This window comes from Photobacterium sp. GB-56, assembly GCF_003026105.1.
GTDB lineage: Bacteria > Pseudomonadota > Gammaproteobacteria > Enterobacterales > Vibrionaceae > Photobacterium.
Map to the genome: position 1 here is coordinate 25,125 of NZ_PYNW01000008.1, position 18,384 is coordinate 43,508.

Genomic DNA, 18,384 nt, shown 5'->3' on the forward strand with positions numbered 1-18,384 from the left:
TTTTATACTGACACCAAATTCGGTGATTTGCGGTGAAAGTATGGAAACGGACACGCCTTTTTTACTTCCAAGAAAAACGCCACTAGGTATTGCTGAGAACGTGGCTGAATGGGTGACAGGACTAAAGCAGCTTAATCAGTATTATTTAAAACGCCCCGTTGATTCAGATAGAACAACTTTTGTGCGCTATGCGTTAGAATCGTTAGGGATTGATTATCAACTCCAACAAGGCTCGGTACAAACGATCCCACAGCAAGGCTCAACCTTGATTGTTGCCAATCATCCTCTTGGCGGTGTGGAAGGCATTATTCTTGCTGAGCTTCTGCTCTCAGTTCGTGCAGATATAAAAATTTTGGCTAATCAATATTTAAAAACAGTGCCTGAATTAGATTCTCTGTTCATTGGCGTTGATGTTTTTGAAAGTCAATCCACAGTAAAAGCGAATGCAAAAGCAGTAAGAGAAGCACATCATCACCTTGCTGCGGGGGGCTTATTGCTGGTATTCCCAGCAGGAGAAGTATCGACTAAAGATCAAAAAAAAAGGTTAGTCGATAAAAGTTGGAATCGCTCGGTCAGTCGCTTTATTCGCCGTCATGAAGCAGTTGTAGTGCCGATTTTTATTAGTGGTGAAAACAGTAAAAAGTTTTATTTAGCAGGGAAAATTCATCCTTTATTACGTACAGCAATGCTTGGGCGAGAGATGCTAAATAAACGCCAACAATGTATAGGGCTAGCGATCGGTGAAGCTATACATTATTCGGAAGTGAAAAATATTAATGATGACTATCAATTAGTTAATTACTTACGGCTCAATACATATCTTTTAGGTTCAAGCTATTTATCTCAGTCAACAAAGCAAGAACCAGTATCGAACCCTGAAATGGCTACGATCCATTCTCCTATCCCAGCTCAATTACTAGCAGCAGAAATTGCACATTTGCCACATGATCAGAAGCTTATTGAAAATTCTCGCTTTGATGTTTATTGCACCACAGCTGCAGACGCGCCACATTTATTAAAAGAAATTGGTAGAGTGCGAGAAGTTAATTTTAGGGCTGTCGGGGAAGGCACTGGAAAAGCATTGGACTTAGATCGGTTTGATGACTTTTATTATCATTTATTCGTATGGGATAAAGAGCAGCAGCAGTTGGTTGGTGCATATCGTTTAGGAGCATCTGATCAAATCATACAGCAGCAAGGGATTGAAGGGTTATACTCAAGAACCTTGTTTAATTATGATCAGGCGTTAGTGAAACAGTTAGGTAATTCATTAGAATTAGGACGTTCTTTTGTTGCTCAGCCTTATCAGCGTAGCCTTAGCCCACTATTGTTACTGTGGAAGGGAATATGCGAATTTGTCTATCGTCATCCGCAATATACGCACTTATTTGGTCCTGTGAGTATAAGTAATGACTATAGTTTAGAGGCTCGCCAATTATTAGCGGCTAGTCTAGAGGTGCACTATTACGATCAGCAGGTAGCAACGTTGGTAAAGCCGAGTTATCCTTTGCCGAAAGGGGATCGTTGTTATCATCATCCCGATATATTGGCCGCGCTTACTGATATTCAACTGCTCTCAAAAGTTGTGAGTCGATTAGATAACGATAAGAAAGGTGTTCCTGTCTTATTAAGGCAATATCTAAGCTTAAATGGCAAGCTACTTTGCTTTAATGTTGATCCTGTTTTTAATGATGCGTTAGATGGTTTAGTTGTGGTTGATTTACGTCAGGTAGCAGAAAAGACGCTGGCTAAGTATATGGGACTTAAAAAGGCCAAACAGTACATAGCCTATCATCGATAGAGATTGAATCGATGACTTTCATAATGGGATAGCTTTACTATTAAGCTATCCCATTTTCATGGTATGGAAGAATGTGTTTTATTTACTGATAAGGTTGCCATAACTTTTCAGCTCGTGTTCCGATAAACCAAAAGCTAAGAGCAAGTATCGCAAAGAAAAGTGCTTTATGGATCTCGCCCCAAAAATACGTGAAATATTCGGTATACAGCACAACTAACATAAAAGTAATACCAAATGCACGCGTCATAACATCATTAGTTTTTATGCCAATAACAATTGCGATAGTACAACAAACCAAAGCTAAAAGGCTCCATGCCCATAATTCCACTTGTTTTATCTGTGACCACTCATGAAAACTGTCATAGTTACCGAATATAGTCAGTAGCCATAAAAAAGTGAAAAAATAGAACAGTCCAGCAAAACGTGTTGCTTCCGTTAGTGGTTTTACTATTTTTATTTTTGGAAAAAACAGACTAATTAAGATAATGATAGCGCCAAAACAAGTAAATTGTAGCGGAATATTCATTCCTAAAAAGAGGTAATGGCTATCACTTAAATAGGACGTTTCTGAGAGTAAATAAAGCCCTGCGCTTAGTAAGAAAAATAACCAAATTAAAACCGATCTTAACTTGATACCTAACCCACAATAGATGCTGGCAGGAATAGCAATAAATAGACTTTCTCGCCAATGTTCAGCGAGTGTTGTTTTACTTAAAAAACCGACAGAAACAGCTGTGAGTAAAACACCAAAAAAGAAAATGGCTTCATTACTAATGCTTTTTTCAGGGAACTTAGTACGTCTTCTAACACCTAGATAGTATAAAGCGGCGGATAAAAACGCGGTAAAAATAGTTAAAACACTGGCAGGAGTATTAATCAATTTGGCCAATAACGACATTAAATAGTTATCAGCAACTAATAAAATGACGGAGAGGATAAAACAAGCAATAGCTATCCAGAATGAATAAACAGCAAGCAGTTTCCAGTCAAAATTTGCGACTTGATAACTTTGTCGTAATTGCTCACTTTGTTCCATAGTTACAAGTTTTTCTTGTTCCCAGTGCGCAATAGCTTCATCAAGGATTTGTGCTTTTCTTTTATTAAGCTTAAGTGTCATTTCACTGTCCTAGTAACAAAAGGCGTGCAAAGCGATCTATATAAGTTAGAACGCCATTTATTATTAAGCGAGAGGTTGCTTTGATAAGCACTGACGACATAAGCAGCGTCCTGAAGGACAATCTGCAGTATCGCGTTTATCTAATTCGAAACACCAACACGTTGTCTTTCCCGCACTAATATCGCAATGTGCGGGCTCATGGCATTCAGGGCAAAAATGAGTATCAGGCTGCCCCTTTATTTCAGCCATAACTGATTCTCGCTTGGCATCATCAAAGTTTTGCCATTCGATAACTTCTTTCATGGTGCGTAAGCAACCACTACAGATACCATCACTATTTTTACACTTGGCAACACATGGGCTTTTCACTACAAGATCCCTTTTTACGATAATTTTTGATGTTGGCGAGTATATCAAAAACATCACTCACTCATAGCGTAGCTTATCAACAATATACTGAGCGATAGGAAAGCATGACGTAGCCGCTGGTGAAGGCGCGTTACATACGACAAGGCTTAATGTTGTTTGATGAAACATAAAATCATCAATCAGTTGGCCTTGTTTATTCACCGCTTGGGCTCGTATCCCACATGGATACGGTTGTAAATCAGAGGTTGTTAATTGAGGGTAATAGCTCTGTACTTTAGCTAAATAAGAAGGTTTCCATACTGCTTGAGTAAACTCTGTCAATGCTGATGATAAGTGTTTGTATAGCAGAGGATATAAGCCTTTAAAGCTAAGTAAGTCCAAACTATCTTTAAGATTAAACATTGGTGAATCATAAGCTTCACGCGCAAAATTGAGGACGGCATTGGGTCCAACAGTAATGCTGCCATCGATCATTTTAGTTAAGTGGATCCCTAGAAAAGGCAAGGTAGGATCTGGGACAGGATAGATTAAATGGTTTATTTGATCGTTGTGCTTGTTTGGGAGTTGATAGTAATCGCCTCTAAAAGGAACAATAGAAAATGAGGGTTGAGTACCGAGCATAGAAACAATTCTATCGGATTGTAGTCCAGCACACGCAATTAATTTACCCGCGACAAATGTTTTCGTTTTACATTTAACAGCAACGTTATCAGTCTTTTCTTCTATTGCTTCAACGGTTTGATTAAAAATAACATGACCGTTGTGATGTCGGATCAACTCAACAAGTTTTTGACAAATCAATCGATAATTAACGATGGCAGAATCTGGGACAAAAATAGCACTAATGCCTGTAATGTTAGGCTCTTGTTGTTTCAGTCCATGCTGATCAAGAAGGGTGATATCAATATCAAGATGAGCAGCTCGTATTGCTAGTTGTTGTAATCGTTGTTGCTCGGAAGTGTTTGTGGCAACGACTAATTTTCCGCATTGTTCGAAAGGAATATCAAATTCATTACAAAAGGCTTTAATAGCTTGATTACCACGAAGACAAAAATCACTTTTTAAGCTGCCTGGAGGGTAATAAATACCAGCATGTATGACACCACTATTGTGGCCTGTTTGATGGAAAGCTTCATGAGCTTCTTTTTCGATAACCCATATCTTTTTTTGGGGAAAACGTTGTTGCAGCTCCCATGCTGTACTTAATCCAATTATTCCAGCCCCAATAACTAGAAAGTCACAATCTAACACTAAAACCTCCCATTGGTATGGCGATGCGTGATGAGAGTTATCATAAGGCTATTTACTATACGGAGTCGTTATTCAGTCGGTATCATGCTGAGGTTGTGATCTCATACAGTGAAATGTCATCATTTATATTGTCTATAGAAGCAATAGAAAGTTTATCAACAGGGCACATACCCACTTTTAGCATGACCTTTGCAGGATCTGTGATGCTTTTACTGTGGCGACCATAAATATGTTTGAGATGTAATCGGTTAAAACCAAACTCTTTAAGACGTTCAACCGCTTCAGTACAATATCCATTGCCCCAGTAAGGTACACCAATCCAATAACCCAATTGACCACTCCCGTTTTGTATATTTTCAAGTCCAGCACAGCCAACCAGTTGGTGATTTGCTTTTAATGTTATCGCAAAGATTGCTGAGTTCTGGGTGAGCCAACCACCTAAATGCTTACCAATCCATTTACCCGCCATACCGTCAGAGTAAGGATGAGGAACATTGATAGTACTATTTGCAATATCGATGTTGCCTGCTAAATGTTGAATTTTTGTCGCATCTGATAATTGTAGTGGACGAAGAATTAATCTGTCAGTTGTTAGTAGTGGTTGTGATTGGTACATAGTCTTAACGACCTCTCAACGTAGTTATGAATGCAATTAAAGGCATATTGTTGAGCTATTAAAACGTATTTTGATATGTACGTCCTCGATTCAATCAAAGATCGTGCAACAAGAGGCATGTTTATGGGAAGAGAAAATCAAAAATGTAGAATTGATTGCGATTTGCTGTTGCGCATTATTTAATGCGGGCTTTGGTTGGAATGTCTTTTATTGAAGTGGTATTACATGAATAAGGTTTCGCTGTCGTTGTGGATTTCCACATATCTTCACTGTGTTTAATCACGTTTGCTAGTGCTTGTTTTAAGAAGTTTTGTATTTGAAACTTAATTAACCAGCCAGTGCCTTTAATTTTAGGGGAAAAAGTAATGCGATAATGAATTTTACTTTGGGTTGCATTGATACTTTTAAACTTTATCCACCCGCCATGTTCATTCACTGGAGCGCCTTGAATTATTTGATAGTGAATGTGTTCATTTTCTTTAAAATCAATGATTTGCTCTTGATATGTGAATGGCCCTTGAATGACTTCGCGTATAGCACCGATCCCATTAATCTCTGGTTTTCCTGAGCGAATCAACGAGTACTGAGCATTAAAAAAACGCCCTAATTTAGCGTGATCAGAAAGTAATGCAAAGAGGACGGTTTTAGGTACATTAGCGGTTACCTCTAAAGTAACGGTATGAATCGTCATTATCGTCTCCATAGCACTTAATTACATCTAACATACCATTTACAATTGGTTGTTGGAAGCCAAAGCGCAAGCTTTAAAGGGATTTTTTCTTTTTTTTGATAGTATTAAAAGGAATGAGTTGGTGGTGATATTAATAATAAAAAGTGAAAATTGGCTGTTTTGATTAAATTTTTGAGAGGGTAGGACGTTGGTATAGATTGCCGATAGCTATAAAAATATACTTATTTTGCAATAGGTTAAGATTATCGTTAATAGGGTATGATCACTTGTATAATAAAATAAAGAGTTGAATCACAAAAAAAATCTATTTTAGTGGTTGTCAAATGAGCAAAAGATACATATATTAAATTGTCGATATAAATTGTTCGAGGTTTTTTAAAGTAAGAAAACGTAGCTGATAATATTTAGCTATGGTTGCATTTCAATACTTCCTATCGAACCCATATCTATAAAAATCATTTTAATAATCTACTGTGAACTTTTCTGATAGTTTGCTGCCTAAGATATATTAATAAAAAAGATGTTCACAAAAAAACTATTGTGATGTCATGTTTATGTCACATCAAGTTGTTTAAGTAGAACAGATAAGTAAAGAGTAAGAACGGTATTAATTTTAGTGATATCAACCTTACTCATATAAGATTAATGAGAGGTTTTAAATGAAAACACGTAACCGTAGACAGTGGTTTTACTATAAAAATCAAACTACTAAAGTTGAAAAAGCATAATCAATGCTGACAGAAAGGCTTTCTTTTAGGTAATTCAGAAAGTCTTATACATTTAGTAAATCCCCCGTTAAATGTTCAAAATCTTAGTAATGTAAATTTAAATACTTATTGAGTATCAGTGGCCAGAAATAAATGAATATTTCTGGCTTTCTTATATTTAAAATTCGCATTTAACTATATTTAGATAGGCATTTAAATTAAAAGGCAAACGATTGCTATTTTTAAATGCAAAATAATCCAATGGCTTGTTAATTGATAATACGACCTTTTATTTTTGCATTATCTGGAATGCTTGTTATTTGAGTGCCCTTAATGTGGATATCGCCATCAACGATGATTTGATTAGGAAGTTTAGTTATTTTGCTGTTGTTTAAGTAAAGATCCCCTTTGACATAAAGGTTATCTGGAAGCGTTTGGATCTCCGTTCCCATTAAACTGAGATCTCCCTTTACTCTCATACCATAGTTAAGTGCTTTAATTTTTGAATGAGCAAGGTTAACGAATCCATCGACGTTAAATACCACGGGGAGGTACTCAACTTCAGTATAAGCAAGATTAAGATTACCATTTACAGTCAGGCTACGTGGAAGTTGTGAAATCTTGCTTTTTTCAAGATTCAAGTTACCAGTGATCACAAGAGGATCGGGTAGTTGTATATCTCTACTATTTCTTAATGAGACATTGCCATATGAATCGACATAGTTCAGTAAGTGAATAGGTGAAAGAGCATAAGCATATAGCGGCGCAGAGCTAGCTAGCAATAAGAAAGTGGCGAACGTATGCAGCGTCAATCTTGTTTTTAATTGTTTTTTCATGATTTCGTTATTCGTCATGCTTGAGTTTGGTTGTTCACGAGTGATGTCCATATTATTGCTATCGTGTTTAAAGTGGTTAACTTTAATTATTACCTTATTAGTAATGAAATTTTGTTATTAGAGTAAATAGCGAAAGACTGTTTTGGAACCAAGCTCAACATAAACAAAGCATTCATTCTAAAAAGTCATTAGCTGACAGTCTACGCGAAAAATAAAAAGCATAGTAATGAACCAGAAATCGATTTCTATTTTCTAAATGAATTATCATGTGTTTGAAATAAATACTTACACTTGAAGTGCTTTTTAGACGCTTAAATTCAGCTCTATTCAGGTTGCATTTAGTTAATAAAATAGTGTTTTATTTGTTAAGTTTTCGTACAGGAGAGATGCTTTAGTTTTGTTGCTAACGAAAAGACACAGGTATTTTGAAAGCCAATTAATCTTCCCTTTAGATTAATGACTTTCACTAATAACAATAAGTTAGGAATAAAATCATGAAAAAGTCTATTTTATCTACGGTCGTTTTAGCAGGTATCGTATCAGCGCCAGCGATGGCAACAAATGTGGAAACATTTATGGGTGGTGGTGTGGGTTATCAATTAGATAACTTTAAAGATGCAGCTAAAATGCATAGTGAAGATGCTAGCTATCAAATCCGTGGTGGTGTAATTGTCGATAACCATCACCGCTTAATGGCAACTTACGGTTATAAGAAAGATAAATTCAATATCGCTGAATCTGGAGAAGAAACTATCAAGGCTAAGCATAAACAAGATTTATTTTTAGTTTCTTATGATTACCTAGTACCAGTCACTTCTAATATTAACCTTTTTGCTGGTGCGTCAATGGGTGCTTCTCATAATAAATTAACAGCTAAGACATCAGAAGCGAGTGGTAAAGATAGCTCTACTGATTTTGTATGGGGTGGACAACTAGGTGCAATGGTTCAACTAACGGATAATATTTCATCAGATCTTACATACCGTTATCTTGATCAAAATTACAAAACAGATGGTGTTCGTTTAAAAGGAACAGAGCAAATTGTTTGGAGTGTTGATTATAAATTCTAATAAATTTAATTATTTATAAAAACGTAGCACCTCACATAAAGTGGGGTGCTATGCGATGTAGAAGCTAAAAGGTAAGCAATAAAATTATTTATTTGTTGTAATACTATAATCTGAATCATTACCACTAAGCATAAATGTATTGTCGATAAATCTTTTTATCCTGCCATTTTCAAGTTCGGATTGTTGCATAACACGAAAAGTTCTCTTGATTCCTTCTGCATCTATGGAGTGAGATAAATGCGTGTCTGTTATCTTAGTGCCGTCTTTTGAGGTAAAAAAGTTAACTACTTCAACTTTAACCTTTGCATTCTTTTTCAACCAGACCATACGTTGCTTAAAAGCATCAGCATCATATTCTTTATCGTTAATATTGATATAGCAATCTTCCGTAAAATAATGATGAAACTTTGATGTATCAGGGTTGACTAATATTTCCTGATATAACTTCTCGTAAGTTTTTATATTATCCCAGTCAGGAGCTCTTGATTCTGTCATTGAGTGTACCTTTTGTTGTTTTATTAAAGCTGTGGTTACTTTAACAGACTGTTTTATTTTGTTTTGATAGTACACGACAATTGCTAGTGATTTTTCGCCAAAGATTAAGCGACATCTTTAGTCATTATATCTGTCAATGTTACTTTTAATTGATCGTTAAATGCTCTTTTAGGGGGATCTTGTTCTAGATAAGTCGCTTTTTAGGAAGATACACAATGACGAAAATATGAATTCAGACAAAGTCGTATTATGATATGGCGCGTTTGAGATCATAGGCAGTAATAGTGAATAAGCAAAAGTTATTAAATCAGGTACAAATTAGGCTACAACAAATATTAGAAGCGGCGACTGAAGCGGCTTTACGTGCCTATAATACGGCGACTGATGATGAAAATGTTGCCGAAAATCAATATGACACATTGGCGCTTGAAGCGTCTTATTTAGCGCATGGTCAGGCACAAAGAGTAGAAGAGTGCAAAGCTGATATAGCAGCTTATCAAGTATTACAAGCTAACTTACCTAAAGCCTTTGATACTGTACTACTTGGGCATATTGTAACGTTAGCTGATGAAGATGATAACGTGCGTTTTGTTTTTCTGGGCCCCAGCTCTGGTGGACTAGTCGTAACGTTTGATCAGTATTCTGTCACGATAGTGACACCAACTTCGCCATTTGGTGATGCATTGATTGGTCGTGAGATCGGTGAAGAAGTCGATGTTCATATTGGTGATAATGTCACTTGGTATGAAGTTATGGCGATCAATTAAATCATTTTATTTAAAGGTATCTCGGTATTTTTGATAATACTGATAAATATGCTCAATGAAGAGTTTCACTTTCATTGGTTGCTGTTTGGTATACGGATATACCGCATAAATGCCTAATGATTTCGCAACATAATCAGTGAGAACTTCAATCAAGCGACCTTTTTTAAGATCTTCAGCGACTAATACTTTGGGAATGTAGACTAAGCCTTGTCCGTGTAATGCCGCGCCACGTAAAGCAGAAGCGTTATTAGTGGTAAAGTTGCCTTTTACTTTAACGGTATGAATACCTAATGTATCTTCAATTAGCCATTCGTTCGCCCCTGTTTCTTGGAAGCTATAACCCAGACAGTTATGTTTTTCTAAATCATAAGGCTGTGTTGGTATGCCATATTGCTTGATATAGCTGGGGGATGCACATATCACCCAGCGAGCTTGAACCAATTGACGGGCAATAAAGCTTGAATCTGGCATTGCGCCTGTTCTTATCGCAATATCAAATCCTTCCTGTACTAAATCAACAAAGCGATTGTCGAGTTCCATTTCAATATGAATATCAGGATACTGACGGCTAAATGCTGCAATTGCTTCGGGTAAAATAAGTTCGCCCGAAATGGTAGGGACAGTAATACGGATTTTACCTGTTAAGCTTTCTCCCAAACCACTCATTGCATCTTCTGCATTTTGAACCGCATTGTAGACTTCTCTCGCATGATGATAAAAAACATCACCAGCTTCTGTCAGTGTCAACTTGCGTGTAGTCCGATAAATAAGCTGAACGCCTAACGCTTGTTCAAGTGCTGTGATACGTTTGCTTACCACCGATTTTGTTAAGCCAATGTGTTCGGCTGCTTTGCTAAAGGAGCCTTTATCAATTAGGTGATAAAAAAGGAGTAGATTATTCGTCGTCTTCATTTATTAGTGTACTTTTTTCAACAAACATGTGAATTAGTCAATATTTATCAACCATACAGAGTAAAGTAGAATATACCTATAAGAAATAAAACAATTAACTCGTATATATACATGGAGCCATGATGCAGCAGCCCTACCTTGAACTGATTGCGCTATTAGAACAACAAATAGATAAAAGTCGCATTATCACCGATCCAACACTCGCACTGGCCTATGGTACCGATGCTAGCTTTTACCGTTTAACACCTCAAGTTGTCCTTCAACTGGATAGTTTGCAAGAGGTGATTTTTGCCGTTAAAACGTGCTACGAGCGCCAAATTCCGGTGACATTTAGAGCTGCTGGTACTAGCTTATCTGGTCAAGCTCAGTCCGATTCTGTGTTAATCACGCTGACTCGAAATTGGCGTGATTATGAGATATTAAATGATGGTGAACAGATTTGGCTCCAGCCGGGAATCATTGGTGCTGAAGTCAATGCGTATTTAGCGCCATTTGGCCGTAAAATTGGCCCAGATCCTGGCTCAATCAATACCTGTAAAATTGGTGGTATTGTTGCTAACAATGCGTCAGGTATGTGTTGTGGCACTTCAGAGAATAGTTACCGCACAGTTGCTGGGATGACGGTTGTTTTAGCTGACGGTACAGTGCTAAATACATTAGATAGTGCCAGTGTTGAAGCTTTTAAACTCAGTCATGCAGAAATGATTGATGAGTTGATGACACTCGTCACCCAGTGTCAGGAAGATAGCGAACTGGCAGCTAAGATCCGTCATAAGTACCGTTTAAAAAACACCACAGGTTATAGTCTTAATTCACTGATTGACTTTGATGATCCAATTGACGTTTTGCAACACCTTTTCATTGGTTCAGAAGGCACATTAGGTTTTATTGCTGACGTAACTTACAACACAGTTGTGAATCATGCACACAAAGCATCTGGGTTGTTTGTTTTCAGTGATATTGAGATCACTTGCCTTGCAGTAAGTGAGTTGAGTAAAACTTCAGTCGCTGCGGTTGAATTAATGGATAGCCGTTCTTTAGCTTCTGTTGCCGACAAGCCAGGAATGCCAGGTTTTATCGCAGAGCTTGGTGAAAAAGGTGATACTGAAGCCGCGGCATTATTGATAGAGATTCATGCTGAGAATGAGGCTGCATTACAGCAACAAATTGAACAGTTGCTAGCTATTATTAATGGTTTCTCGCCGATTGCTCAGGTTGATTTTAGTCGTGATACCAAAACCTGTGAGCAGTTATGGGGGATCCGTAAAGAGCTATTCCCATCAGTGGGGGCTGTGCGAGAGACTGGAACCACAGTTATCATTGAAGATGTAGCCTTTCCGATTGAACAATTAGCCCCTGCTGTACGTGAACTACAGGAGTTATTTACTCAGTTCAATTACCATGAAGCGATCATTTTTGGTCACGCATTGGCGGGAAATCTACACTTTGTATTCACTCAGTCATTTGATAGCCAAGTAGAAATAACACGTTATAGTGATTTTATGGATGCAGTGGCTCAGTTAGTGGCCGTTGATTATAAAGGGTCATTAAAAGCAGAGCATGGTACTGGGCGTAATATGGCGCCGTTTATCGAGCTTGAGTGGGGCGCTGATGGCTATCAATTAATGCAAAATATTAAACGCATTTTTGATAAACGCGGCATTTTAAACCCTGGTGTGATCATCAATGAAGACAAAGAATCACATATCAAAAACTTAAAAGGGATGCCTGAAGCAGATGAGTTGATTGATAAGTGTGTTGAATGTGGTTTCTGTGAGCCTGTTTGTCCTTCTCGTAATTTATCGTTAACACCACGCCAACGTAATACAGTATTTCGTGAAATCTCTCGCTTAAGAAAAACTAACGAAGATCCTAGCCGTCTTGCTCAGATGGAAAAAACCTATCGTTACTACGGCCTAGATACCTGTGCCGCAACAGGATTATGTGCCGATCGTTGCCCTGTTGGGATCAATACCGGCGATCTTGTTCGTAAATTACGTCAAAACCATACAGATAAAGCAAAACAAATTGCGAACTGGACTGCGGATCATTTTTCAACCGTTACGTCAGTAGCTAAAACTGGTTTAACTGTCGCAAATGGTATGCATAAGGTACTTGGCACTAATAAAATGCGTAAGTTGACGAAGGCGGCTTATGACTTATCGGGTCATCGTATTCCGATGTGGTCTTCACATATGCCTGTCGCGGTAAAATCCACTGAAATGTTGAAAGTTAAAAAAGTGGGTCGAGAAAAGATCGTTTATTTCCCGAGTTGTTCTGCACGTACAATGGGCACTGAAGCGAATGCAAAAGATCCTCGACCATTAGTCGATGTGACGATCTCTCTGCTTGAAAAAGCGGGCTATGAAGTTGTTATTCCGAAGGATTTAAACAATCAATGTTGTGGTATGCCATATACCAGTAAAGGTTTTCCTGAAACGGCAGCGAAAAAAGCACAGCAATTAGAAAATGCGTTATGGGAAGCATCTAGCCAAGGAACCTATCCTGTATTAATGGATACCAGCCCTTGTGCAAGTACAGGAAAAGAAACACTACGCAGTGAAATTAAAATCTACGAGCCTTTTGAATTTGTCGCAAATTATGTGTTGCCAAAATTAACCATAACACAGCAAGAAGAGCCTGTGATGTTACACATTACCTGTACTTCACGTCGTAAAGGGTTAGCTGGGGTGATGGAAAAAGTCACGAAAGCTTGTGCGAAGACAGTGATTATTCCAGATGACATTACCTGTTGCGGTTTTGCTGGCGATAAAGGTTTTACCAAACCAGAACTTAACGCAAGTTCACTAGCGCCTTTAAAACGTCAAGTACCTGTAGACTGTACTGAAGGTTATTCAAATAGTCGTACTTGTGAGTTAGGGCTATCTGAACATAGCGGGATAGAGTATCGCTCAATTCTCTATTTAGTTGATAAAGTCAGTATGTAAGTGATCAATTTTTAAATGAAAACGCTGATATGAAAGTATCAGCGTTTTTTTATGTTCAATGAGGGTTATTTATAAAATAAGGCTGTTTGGTTGGAACGCTATTTTAAATGACTTATTTTGATATATTACATTGCATAAATGATTGGCTGAAAGTTAAGAGAACATGTTGTTTTTTCGTATACTATTAGATCTATAACTCTATTTAAATATATAGATAGATTAGCCGATAGGTTCTTTTCGGATTTGTAATTTATCCGTTATTACTCATCTAACGATGAGTGAATATTCAGCTATGGATTATAAATCCCATATAATATAAAGGGTTTAATATGCATTTTCACTCAACTGCTCGCGGTATTTTAATTAACGATGATGCAGTGCTTGTAACCCGAGTTAAAGGTGATGATAAAACATTTTTACCTGGTGGACATATTGATGCAAAAGAATCAGCAGCGACAACGGTGATTCGAGAATTGAATGAAGAAGCGAACTTAAAGGTTAACATTGATTGTTTTTTGGGGGCCGTAGAAAATAACTGGCATATAGGGCAAGAATTAAATACTGAACTATGCTTATTATTTTTATTGTCATCAAAAACAGATAATAATCTTGATACTATTAAGAGTTGTGAAGCTCATATCGATTATTTTTGGTTAAAAAAAGAAGATCTGGTAACGAGTAATTTATACCCATTAGCATTAAGAGAGTGGCTAATGTCTTCGCAATTAGAATTTACAAAATCCCAACCAGCATTTTGGGGCAGTGATTTGTAAATACGTGATTTATTACAACAATATATATTTATCATCTAGACTCAAATTTAGCGATATTTCAGCTAAATAGGATATTTTAATGGCAACGACTGATAACTCGCCGTCTGAACAACTTCAGACGCCAGAAAATGATTCACATATGTTCCGTAATCTATTAATTTTTGTACTTTTAGCTGCACTGTTAGGAACGGCTGGGTATTTTTATATTCGCCATCAAAAGTTATATCCAGCGACGGATGATGCCTATGTCCACGCCAATATTTTATATGTTGCACCACAAATTAGTGGCAAAGTACTTACAGTCAATGTGAATGATTACCAGCATGTAGCGGAAGGCGATTTATTATTATCGATTGATCCTGCTCCTTTTGAAATAGAGTTAGAAAAAGCAAAAGCTGCGTATGAAGTTGCGACACAAGAAAATAAAGCGACAGATGATGCAATTTTAGCGGCAAGTGCTAATGTACGATCAGCAGACGCTACGCTTGTTGATGTGCAAAAAAATTATCGTCGAGTAATGGATTTAGTGAATCGCAAATTATTACCTTTACAGCAAGGTGATGATGCTAAAGCTAAATTAGCCTCCGCTCAAACAGCATTAGAAGCTGCACGTGCTAAAATGAGCCAGTTAATTAACCAGCAAGGTGCTAAAGGTGATGAAGCGCCTCAGGTTAAACAAGCGGCGGCAGCATTAAGCCAAGCGACGTTGAATTTATCCTACACCAATATTTATGCTCCCCATGATGGTAGTTTAGGTAAGGTGAGTGTCCGACCTGGCAGTATTGTATCGCCAGGGTTATCTGTCATGCCTTTGATTGAAGATAATACGGCGTGGCTTCAAGCTAATTACAAAGAAAAGTCGATTGGTTTATTAAAACCAGGCATGAAAGCCAGTATTGTTTTAGATATGTACCCAGATGTGACATATCAAGGCCACGTTATTGCCTTATCACCAGCAAGCGGTTCATCGTTCTCATTACTCCCTCCTGAAAACGCAACGGGTAATTGGGTTAAAGTACCTCAACGTTTCCCTGTTCGTATTCAATTTGATGATTTAAAAGGTAAACCTTTACTTCGTGTTGGAGCGAGTGCGGAAGTCACTATTGATACGTTAACAGAGACTAAGTAATGACGGGTGCTACGTTAACGCCAGCCAATCGGTTGTTGATCACTTTTGCTGTCATGCTATCTGCCATTATGGTGCTGATAGATATGACTATCGCGAATGTTGCTTTGCCTCATATGATGGGAGCGTTAGGCGTAACTTCAGAGCAAGTAACATGGGTGTTAACCTCATATTCGATGGCAGAAGCGATCTTCATTCCTTTAGCGAGCTATTTGGCGCTTAAACTTGGAGTACGTAAATTATTGCTCTTTTCGGTTGCCGGTTTTGTGGCTATGTCTGCTTTATGTGGACAGGCTGACAGCCTTGCTGAAATGGTAACTTTTCGAATATTTCAAGGCGCGTTCGGCGCATCAGTGATCCCCTTATCACAATCTATCATGGTGCAAATATATCCGCCTGAAGAACGTGGTAAAGCAATGGCGTTATTCAGTGTTGGGATATTATTAGGGCCTATTTTAGGCCCTACCGTTGGCGGTATCATTACCGAAAATATGGATTGGCGCTGGATTTTTTACGTTAATGTACCCATTGGTTTGATTTGTTTATCTCTGCTTTATTTCTTTGTGAAGTTAGATGGACGCGGTAAGAGCAAACTAGATTGGCCTTTAGTGATAGGTATGACTATCGGTATTGGGCTGTTACAAATGGTATTAGACAGAGGTAATGAAGAAGGATGGTTTGAATCTAACTTTATTCTGTTCTCTGCGGTGATCAGCGTTATCGCGTGGATTTTCTTTATCGCACGCTCATGGATCACTAAAGGCGATGTTGCTCCTATGTGGTTGCTTAAAGATAGAAACCTTGCTGTTTCTTGTTTAATGATGGCTGGCTTCTCAATGGGGATGTTTGGTATTACCCAATTACAACCTATGATGCTAGAACAGTTACTACATTACCCAGTAGAAGCAACAGGGTTTGCCATGGCGCCCAGGGGATTAACCTCTGCAATTGTACTACTAGTGATTGCTAGATTTATGGATAGATTAGATCCACGTATGCTAGTAGCAGTAGGGCTCGGTTTTAATATTCTTGGTACATACTTAATGATGCAGTATTCAATGAATATTGATTATTACTGGGTAGTAATGCCATCGATTGTTCAGGGGTTAGGGATGGGGCTTGTATTCGCACCATTAAGCCAAATGGCATATCGAACATTAAGTCATACAGATACAATTGGTGGTGCGGTTATTTTCAACCTTTGCCGAACCATTGGTGGTTCATTTGGTATCTCTATTGTTAATACGTATTTTACACGTACAGAGCAACGAGAGTGGCATGCCTTAGGGGCGGATTTAACATTAACTAATCCGCAATTACAGCAGCAGGCAATGATGCAGCATACAACTGTAACCGATCCTCATTTTATCGCCCAAATCAGTGAGCTATTACATCAGCAGTCAACTTTGCTTGCTTTTGTGTATACCTTTGGATTTATTTTTGTCTCTTACATTGTGCTGTTACCACTCTTAACACTGTTCAAGTTTAAGAAAACATAGTCAGTGCCTAAGAATGTAAATATACATTAATCGAGTGATAGAAAAAAAGCAGATCAATAATGATCTGCTTTTTTATAGGTGATATGTGTATTAAATCATTTTAAATCAGTTAGTTATAATTTATTTTGGTTTTTTTTATAAAAAACAGTTTACAGTCAATACATTTAATGTGATGATGTCTTCGCTCTGTTGTTCAGAGTTATTAATGAAAAGTTAAGTTAAAGAAAATCTCCAGAAGTATCTTCGTTTAGTTGTACCTTTGTGTTTCCTTCGCTTCATCATATTTAATAATTCAAGCTTTCAGTGCATCGCAATTTTGCGATATTTTCTATGAATTTTATATAAGGGACACATTATGTCTAAGTCAACTGGTATCGTTAAGTGGTTCAACGAAGAGAAAGGTTTTGGTTTCATTACTCAAGACAACGGCGGTGCTGACGTATTCGTTCACTTCCGTGCTATCGCTTCTGAAGGTTTCAAAACTCTTGCTGAAGGCCAAAAAGTGTCTTTTGAAGTAGAGCAAGGCCAAAAAGGTCTTCAAGCTGCAAACGTTGTAGCTCTTTAATTTTATAGTTTCTATAAGATTTCTAAGTGGTGTAACTTGTTACACCACTTAATCCAAAAATATCTTCTGCGCTACACTCTTCGAAATACTTTACTCATCTTGGTTTTACTTCTTAGCAGTTTTGCTAATCGCTATATTCATAATCTTCATTAAAAATTCATAACGCTATAAAACCGTTGATAATTAGCTTTACTAATGTCATAGCTAAAATTCATCAACGCGACAATTTAAAGAGGTATATTATGATTATCAACTTCAAGGTTAATGATCTTAGCTGGAATGCATCTATGCATCAGTTAAATAGTGATGTATTGCGCCGACATGTTTTAATTAACGGTAAGCTAGATACATTAGATGTCAACTTTACGTACTGTGAACAATCAGAAAAAGGCATTATTACTAATCACAATAATAAAGAGATTGGGCATTTTTCAATTGTTGATTAAGGTTTAAAATAACATGTTTGCAAGTCATGGTTTATTTAAAGCAGAGAGGCAGAACGGGGTGTCTGCCTTAAACTAAAACTAGCAAATAGTTACCCGTTAGTAAGTAAAAATCATCATTTGTCTATGGTTATGTTGGCTTACATACACTTCCTTTATTTTCCCATATTGCCAACAACAATCACTTCTTGCCTTGGCTATTCTGCAACTTCTCCTCCTCGTTAACAAAAACATTTAATGCCACACTGATGCGATAAAGTGCATTCGATGACGGCTTAATGTTCAACATACCTATTTTGTCGATGATCCTGACACATTTATTCGTATCCATGATTGAAACTATATGTAGGCTACTTACTTGGTGAGTGTCATTCTCTATGTGTAGTAAAGGGCTAGGT

Annotated in this window: 17 protein-coding genes; 9 read left to right on the plus strand and 8 right to left on the minus strand. The window is 37.5% G+C overall.

Going from position 1 to position 18,384, the window contains the following annotated elements; translation table 11 throughout:
* The first annotated feature begins 40 nt into the window (after nt 1-40).
* Nucleotides 41-1,801 carry a lysophospholipid acyltransferase family protein gene (locus tag C9J42_RS12375; protein ID WP_107302043.1) on the plus strand — a complete coding sequence of 587 codons (1,761 nt, stop codon included), beginning with the start codon at nt 41-43 and terminating at the stop codon, nt 1,799-1,801.
* An 82-nt stretch (nt 1,802-1,883) separates the two neighbouring features.
* Here the strand turns inward: C9J42_RS12375 and C9J42_RS12380 are convergent, their stop codons facing one another.
* The 6 genes from C9J42_RS12380 to C9J42_RS12405 form a co-directional block, all read right to left on the minus strand.
* Nucleotides 1,884-2,918 (minus strand): DUF2157 domain-containing protein, encoded by a 1,035-nt coding sequence (locus C9J42_RS12380; RefSeq protein WP_107287355.1) that lies wholly within the window; start codon nt 2,916-2,918, stop codon nt 1,884-1,886.
* 63 nt (nt 2,919-2,981) lie between these two features.
* Complete coding sequence (locus tag C9J42_RS12385; RefSeq protein WP_107207048.1) at nt 2,982-3,287, minus strand: DUF1289 domain-containing protein; 306 nt, start codon at nt 3,285-3,287, stop codon at nt 2,982-2,984.
* 57 nt (nt 3,288-3,344) lie between these two features.
* The gene (lhgO, locus tag C9J42_RS12390; RefSeq protein ID WP_107302044.1) at nt 3,345-4,538 is read right to left on the minus strand and encodes an L-2-hydroxyglutarate oxidase; all 1,194 of its coding nucleotides are present in this window, start codon (nt 4,536-4,538) and stop codon (nt 3,345-3,347) included.
* Between the two features lie 82 nt (nt 4,539-4,620).
* Nucleotides 4,621-5,154: a GNAT family N-acetyltransferase gene (locus tag C9J42_RS12395; protein ID WP_107207046.1), complete on the minus strand. Its 534-nt coding sequence runs from the start codon at nt 5,152-5,154 to the stop codon at nt 4,621-4,623.
* Nucleotides 5,155-5,329: 175 nt separating this feature from the next.
* Nucleotides 5,330-5,845: an SRPBCC family protein gene (locus C9J42_RS12400; RefSeq protein ID WP_107292739.1), complete on the minus strand. Its 516-nt coding sequence runs from the start codon at nt 5,843-5,845 to the stop codon at nt 5,330-5,332.
* A 976-nt stretch (nt 5,846-6,821) separates the two neighbouring features.
* Nucleotides 6,822-7,439: a hypothetical protein gene (locus C9J42_RS12405; RefSeq protein ID WP_107207044.1), complete on the minus strand. Its 618-nt coding sequence runs from the start codon at nt 7,437-7,439 to the stop codon at nt 6,822-6,824.
* Nucleotides 7,440-7,882: 443 nt separating this feature from the next.
* Between C9J42_RS12405 and C9J42_RS12410 the strand changes: the two genes are divergently transcribed.
* Nucleotides 7,883-8,458 (plus strand): porin family protein, encoded by a 576-nt coding sequence (locus C9J42_RS12410; protein WP_107302045.1) that lies wholly within the window; start codon nt 7,883-7,885, stop codon nt 8,456-8,458.
* Nucleotides 8,459-8,542: 84 nt separating this feature from the next.
* Here the strand turns inward: C9J42_RS12410 and C9J42_RS12415 are convergent, their stop codons facing one another.
* Entirely contained in the window at nt 8,543-8,953 is a 411-nt protein-coding gene (locus C9J42_RS12415; RefSeq protein WP_107259859.1) for a hypothetical protein, read from the minus strand.
* Between the two features lie 284 nt (nt 8,954-9,237).
* Here C9J42_RS12415 and C9J42_RS12420 point away from each other — a divergent pair, with 284 nt between their 5' ends.
* Nucleotides 9,238-9,720: a GreA/GreB family elongation factor gene (locus C9J42_RS12420; protein ID WP_107207041.1), complete on the plus strand. Its 483-nt coding sequence runs from the start codon at nt 9,238-9,240 to the stop codon at nt 9,718-9,720.
* 6 nt (nt 9,721-9,726) lie between these two features.
* Here C9J42_RS12420 and C9J42_RS12425 read toward each other — a convergent pair whose 3' ends face one another.
* Nucleotides 9,727-10,632, minus strand: coding sequence for a LysR family transcriptional regulator (locus C9J42_RS12425; RefSeq protein WP_107259856.1), 906 nt, complete (start codon nt 10,630-10,632; stop codon nt 9,727-9,729).
* A 122-nt stretch (nt 10,633-10,754) separates the two neighbouring features.
* On the opposite strand from C9J42_RS12425, the gene C9J42_RS12430 reads away from it, so the two are divergent.
* From C9J42_RS12430 to C9J42_RS12455, 6 genes are all read left to right on the plus strand, one after another.
* Entirely contained in the window at nt 10,755-13,580 is a 2,826-nt protein-coding gene (locus tag C9J42_RS12430; protein WP_107259854.1) for an FAD-binding and (Fe-S)-binding domain-containing protein, read from the plus strand.
* Nucleotides 13,581-13,909: 329 nt separating this feature from the next.
* On the plus strand, nt 13,910-14,353 hold the full coding sequence (locus tag C9J42_RS12435; RefSeq protein WP_107207038.1) for an NUDIX domain-containing protein: 444 nt from the start codon (nt 13,910-13,912) through the stop codon (nt 14,351-14,353).
* A 79-nt stretch (nt 14,354-14,432) separates the two neighbouring features.
* A complete protein-coding gene (locus C9J42_RS12440; protein ID WP_107207037.1) occupies nt 14,433-15,482 on the plus strand; it encodes an HlyD family secretion protein in 1,050 nt (349 codons plus the stop codon).
* Complete coding sequence (locus C9J42_RS12445; RefSeq protein ID WP_107207036.1) at nt 15,482-16,978, plus strand: DHA2 family efflux MFS transporter permease subunit; 1,497 nt, start codon at nt 15,482-15,484, stop codon at nt 16,976-16,978. The genes C9J42_RS12440 and C9J42_RS12445 overlap by 1 nt, the downstream gene beginning before the upstream one ends.
* 355 nt (nt 16,979-17,333) lie before the next feature.
* A complete protein-coding gene (locus C9J42_RS12450) occupies nt 17,334-17,543 on the plus strand; it encodes a cold-shock protein (RefSeq protein WP_005364106.1) in 210 nt (69 codons plus the stop codon).
* Nucleotides 17,544-17,785: 242 nt separating this feature from the next.
* Nucleotides 17,786-17,989, plus strand: coding sequence for a hypothetical protein (locus C9J42_RS12455; RefSeq protein ID WP_107246857.1), 204 nt, complete (start codon nt 17,786-17,788; stop codon nt 17,987-17,989).
* The last annotated feature ends 395 nt before the right edge of the window (nt 17,990-18,384 follow it).